This is a genomic window from Mesorhizobium sp. M1307 (assembly GCF_040318155.1).
In the GTDB taxonomy this organism is placed as follows: Bacteria; Pseudomonadota; Alphaproteobacteria; order Rhizobiales; family Rhizobiaceae; genus Mesorhizobium.
On sequence record NZ_JAMYLR010000091.1, the window covers coordinates 1 to 5,084 of the forward strand.

The 5,084-nt window shown below is 60.3% G+C and carries 7 protein-coding genes; 5 read left to right on the forward strand and 2 right to left on the reverse strand.

The window, feature by feature from the left end:
* Positions 1-252: 252 nt before the first annotated feature.
* Together NKH16_RS34585 and NKH16_RS34590 are read right to left on the reverse strand one after the other, a co-directional pair.
* Positions 253-753: a PDZ domain-containing protein gene (locus tag NKH16_RS34585; protein WP_352903907.1), complete on the reverse strand. Its 501-nt coding sequence runs from the start codon at positions 751-753 to the stop codon at positions 253-255.
* A complete protein-coding gene (locus tag NKH16_RS34590; protein WP_352903909.1) occupies positions 735-1,616 on the reverse strand; it encodes a trypsin-like peptidase domain-containing protein in 882 nt (293 codons plus the stop codon). Before NKH16_RS34590 ends, NKH16_RS34585 begins: the two co-directional genes overlap by 19 nt.
* 277 nt (positions 1,617-1,893) lie before the next feature.
* On the opposite strand from NKH16_RS34590, the gene NKH16_RS34595 reads away from it, so the two are divergent.
* The 5 genes from NKH16_RS34595 (at position 1,894) to NKH16_RS34615 (ending at position 4,658) form a co-directional block, all read left to right on the forward strand.
* Positions 1,894-2,256, forward strand: a complete 363-nt coding sequence (locus tag NKH16_RS34595) for a hypothetical protein (protein ID WP_352903911.1) — start codon at positions 1,894-1,896, stop codon at positions 2,254-2,256.
* 248 nt (positions 2,257-2,504) lie between these two features.
* On the forward strand, positions 2,505-2,975 hold the full coding sequence (locus tag NKH16_RS34600) for an Hsp20 family protein (RefSeq protein WP_352903913.1): 471 nt from the start codon (positions 2,505-2,507) through the stop codon (positions 2,973-2,975).
* 59 nt (positions 2,976-3,034) lie between these two features.
* Entirely contained in the window at positions 3,035-3,529 is a 495-nt protein-coding gene (locus NKH16_RS34605; RefSeq protein WP_352903915.1) for an Hsp20/alpha crystallin family protein, read from the forward strand.
* A gap of 217 nt (positions 3,530-3,746) precedes the next feature.
* On the forward strand, positions 3,747-4,256 hold the full coding sequence (locus NKH16_RS34610) for an NADH dehydrogenase ubiquinone Fe-S protein 4 (RefSeq protein ID WP_352903919.1): 510 nt from the start codon (positions 3,747-3,749) through the stop codon (positions 4,254-4,256).
* Between the two features lie 135 nt (positions 4,257-4,391).
* Positions 4,392-4,658 (forward strand): hypothetical protein, encoded by a 267-nt coding sequence (locus NKH16_RS34615; RefSeq protein ID WP_352903917.1) that lies wholly within the window; start codon positions 4,392-4,394, stop codon positions 4,656-4,658.
* Positions 4,659-5,084 lie beyond the last annotated feature (426 nt).

Consider the following 5,084-nt stretch of genomic DNA (forward strand, 5'->3'; position numbering starts at 1 on the left):
CCGCCGCAAGCGGGATCATGGAACAGGTGCATGCGCCCTGACCGAATATAAGGTGGACTGGGTTCGTTCGCGAACCGCGTCACGCTAACGGACCCATCGAATGGATCTACGGATTGCCGCGGAGGTACATGACAATGTCGACGTGATGCCGTTTGTGGTTGACCATCCCCATATAAGTTTCGGGCGCCGGCAGGCGTACGAAAGTCCCCGAGGAAGGAACCCGCGGGCCACAGGGATTCGACGCACCCTACGTCAGGAAGCAGCTAGGGCAATGAAGAGCGATTGTCCTTGCCTGTTTATGCGCAACAGAATGGGCTTGTGCTGCTGCCGGGATCTTGCCCACTCCTCCTGGATATCTGACGGCTGTGCCACATCCCGGTTGTTGGCCGAGACGATGACGTCGCCAGGCCGAAGGCCGTTCTCGGCGGCGGGGCTGTTCGGCGCCACTTCCTGGATAAACACGCCGGTAGTACCCGGCTGCAGACCGAGTTGCTGGCGCGCTTCGTCCGGAATGGGGCTGAGCGACAGCCCGAGGCGTTGGTCCGCCGCTTCCGGACTCGGAACGGCACCGGTCTGTACCTCCTCGTCCTTGCGTTGACCGACGGTCAGTTCCACCTCCTGCTGGGAGCCGCCGCGGTTCCTTGTCAGCGTGGCTTTCGACCCCGGCTTTTCGTTCGCTGCTGCCAGCGTCAAGTCATGGACGCCCTGAATGTCCTTGCCGTTGAACCGGGTGATCACATCCCCCGATTGCAAGCCGGCCTTCTCTGCCGGACTGCCGGGCTCGAGGAGGCGACCAGCGCTCCCTTGGTACTCGATATGCCAAGCGCCTGGGCAAGCGACGGCGTCACCTCCTGGAGACGCACTCCGATGAACCCGCGCTCGATCCGGCCGGTGCGGATCAGCTGATCGGCAACGCTTCGTGCTGTTCGGGACGGCACGGCGAAACCAATGCCTATGCTGCCGCCAGACGGAGAGACGATGGCCGTATTGACCCCGATCACTTCGCCGCGCGCGTTAAACAGGGGGCCGCCGGAATTGCCTCTATTGATCGAGGCGTCTGTCTGGAGGAAATCGTCGTAAGGGCCGGCTTGGATGTCGCGCGAGCGGGCGGAAAGAACGCCGACGGTCACGGTTCCCCCGAGCCCGAAGGGACTGCCAATCGCGATCGTCCAGGCCCCCGGCTGCATTGCGTCAGAGTCACCCCAGGCGGTGGTCGTCATGTTGGGGCGTGGATCGACCTTCAGCACCGCGATGTCGGTTGCTGGATCGCGGCCCACAAGTCGCGCGGGCGAAGTCTCCTTATCGGAGAATACGACGTGGATTTCGGTGGAGTCGGCCACGACATGATTGTTGGTGACGATGTAGCCCTCCGGACTGACTACGAAGCCGGAGCCAAGAGCTTCTCGCACCTGCGGCTGGGCAGGCCCGCGGCTGTCGAAGGGGTTGAGAAAATCGTCGAGCATCGTTTGGTCGTGGATGATCTGCCTCGTCGTGATCGCGACCACGGCCGGCAGCTTCTGACGCACGATTGCGCTGAAGTCGTTCGGGATTTCCTGTGCTGAAACCGGAGCAAAGCCGCCAGCCGAGAGCATCAAGATTCCTGCGACGAGGCCCATGCTCAGTCGCTTCCTGGAAATGTAAGACATGATTGATTCTCCTGCCCGACCGCCCTGGCGCTGCCGCGCGACTTTTCCCAGACGCAAGAAACTGACATTCACGCCGATTGTTTCACCGGTTCGAAAAAATGTTGATGGTGGGCTGAACTGCGAGGATTTGGCCTTGTCGGGCCATTGAAATTTGCTCGAAACTCTCCAAAATTTCGGCTGGTGGAAATTGCGAGAGCCACCAAAGATGACCTCAACAGAGGAGACTATTCAAAGCGGAGGACCATCGATGGAAGGAGCCATTTCGACGAGTTTTCCCCCAATCGGGCCCGAGGGTCCTGATGTTTTTCTTGACCGGTTGCTCCATCCAGCAAGGCATTTCGAGCGACCTCAGGACGTGCTGACTGACGCGACGCTGGACATCCAGGAGAAGCGTGCAATCCTTTCGTCCTGGGCATCGGACGCCTGTGCAGTGGAATCGGTGCCGGCCCTGCGCATGCCGCCGGGAGCAACCGAACCAGTCAGCTTCGATGCCATCATGGACGCGTTGCGCCAATTGGATCAATTGGAGAAGCTTCCCGGCGCCGGTTGCGGTCGTGAGATCGACAGCATCGCGGTTACCGGTTTTACAGCTTCCGTCGATCGACTTTGAGTGGAGCGCAGCCACGCTCTTCATCCGAGGCATCCGCCCGCCGGCGAGGATTGGCCGGCGGGCGGGCTAGACGTGTTCTTAGCGACCATGCGTCTGGCTGAAAATTTTCCTATAGCCCCTTGAACGCGTAAGGCTCTGTTCTAAATAACTAATCGCCGGTCGCCAGATGGGGCCGGCGCAGGTCCAGGAGGCGTCAAGGCTCTCTTGGCGTCTCCTTGTATCCATGTTGCTCAAAGGAGGATGTGGCTATGAGGACAAACCTCGATTTTACCCCTCTGTTCCGGTCCAGCATCGGCTTCGACCGCATTTTCAACATGCTGGAAAACGCGAGCCGTGTCACTGCGATAGACAATTGGCCGCCCTATGACATCGCCAAGACTGGTGAGGACGCCTATCGCATCACCATGGCGGTCGCCGGCTTCTCGCAGGATCAGCTGACCATCACTCATCAACCTAACCTGTTGGTTGTGAGCGGGTCGCAATCTGGCGACGATGACGGCCAGTATCTCTATCGCGGCATAGCAGGGCCCGGCTTCGAGCGTCGGTTCGAACTGGCCGACCATGTGAAGGTCGTCGGCGCCAGCCTGGACAATGGGCTGCTGAACATCGATCTCAAGCGCGAGCTTCCCGAAGAGATGAAGCCGCGCCGGATCGCCATCGCCGGCAGTACGGCAAAGGCAGCGCCGCGGCAGATCGAGGCCGAAAAGAACGCAGCCTGAAGTCGGCGTGAATCAGAAGCGACAGGCATCAGCAATCGCCCGGTGCCGCGCGGTTGAAGATGAACATGCGTGACCTTATCCCGTGGGGCCGCAACAACAACCAGGCCCCGAGCATCTATAGCGGTGGCGACCCGTTCTTTTCGCTTCACCGCGAGGTAAACCGGCTCTTTGACGATATGTTGAGGAGCTTCGAGACGCTCTTGCCTACTGCGGGGCAGCTTTCGCCTTTCGATAGCGGCTGGCCGAAGGTGGAGATTTCGGAGTCAGATAATGAGCTTCGCGTCACCGCCGAAGTCCCCGGTATGGAAGAGAAGGATATCGAAGTCCTGCTTGACGAGGACGTGCTGACCCTGCGTGGCGAAAAGCGGTCGGAGACCGACGAGAAGGACTACTCCGAGCGCTTCTATGGTCGCTTCGAGCGGCGCATACCCCTCGGCTACGAGGTCGAGGACGACAAGATCAAGGCGTCCTTTGCCAATGGCGTCCTGACCCTGACGCTACCGAAGAACCCGAACGCGCAGTCGAAGGTGAAGCGCATCCCGATCACCCACTGACGCATGGACCAAGTCGGAGGCGGCAGGCCGCTGCCTCCGGCGCATCCTTCGCCAAAGATGGGAGGGATGAGTGATACAGAAGCAAGAAAGAGAAGTCACACCAGTCGTAGAAAATCTCGGACCGGCAAACGACAAACGCGGGCGAGCGCCGTCGTTCGGCCGATCCGAGTTCCCGCGTGATGCGGTCGCACGGATTTACAAGCCTTGCCGCTCAGTCATGACCTCGGGCCGTGCGCAGCCGAAGGGCTGGCGGCTGGTGTTCGAGAGGCGTACCGGGCCCGTCATCGAGCCCCTGATGGGTTACACCGGAGGCGCAGACACGCTGACCCAGGTGGGGCTCGATTTTCCGACGGCTCAGGCGGCCATCGACTATGCCGAACGCCAGGGGCTTGCCTACGCGGTTCAAGGAAGCCCGACGGCCAGTGTCGAATCTTCCGATGCGGAAAAGCGGCTGCAGGCCGGCGTACGGCGGGGTTTCGCAGGCGCCACATTATGGACCGGCGCTGACGGACGCGGAGGCGATGGACGTGGTCGTCGATCCTCTTATGACAGCCGACGAAAAACGCGCCATCCTGCGAAACTGGGCGTGGAACGAGTATCTGGTCGATCTCGCGACGGCCGAGTGGATGCCGGAAAACGCGCGTCCGACGCGGCTCGACGAAGTGGAATTGCCCCTGCTCGCGCTGGAGCCAGTTACAGTAGCGAACCTGGCCGTTTCCATTCCTGAACAGAAGCGTGCTAACGTCGGAAATGGAGTGACCCCATTTTTTTGCGTGCAAGATCCTTTCCCATCGCGGCAAGGACTGCTTTTCTGGTCACACTGGCCGGTGTCCTCCTGCTCGCACTCTCACCGGAGTGGCTTTTGCAGAATTTTGCCTTCGGCTTCACCTTTGCGGCATCCTGCCGCAAGAGCCTGCCCTGTTGGCACGACAAGGTGACTGCCAAACACCTTGTTCACGAGCTGATCCTACAAGCCCGTCGCGGCCAAATCATCTCCGTCAAAGAGACTATTGCAGCGGTGCGCCGAGACGGCCCGGAACTGGCGGAAAGTGACTGCGAACTCGTGGAGTTTATTGTCAACTTTGCCCCAGCCTTTGGCATGTTCGTCGCGTTCGACCTGCGCGAATAGCCTGATGGCAATCCATTGGTTCTCCCCTCCGGTGTACGTCGGGATGATGGACCTGGGCTTGTGGGAGAAAGGCGGATCCAAGCGCGCTCTATAGGTCGAGAGGGGCACGGGGACGAGCCAATTATCGATCACCCGCTCAGAAACTCTGGCCAAACATTCCTGACTGTCGCGGCCCAGCGCCGTACCAATTTGTATAATTCGTACATGGCCTTGATGCCGCTCAGGTAGGGAGTAGAGTACCCTTCGGCGTGTCCCTGGGGAGGGCTGGATGAGCGTCACGCGAAGGGTCGGTCCGTTTCTAGAGCAAGCAATCACTGTACTCCTCAACAGGGCGGACCGTGGCGACACGGTCTCGATGAAAGCGGCACTACGCGAAGCTCGGGAGGCTGCGCCTTATTTGGTGGCCTCCGACGAAGAACTAACCGA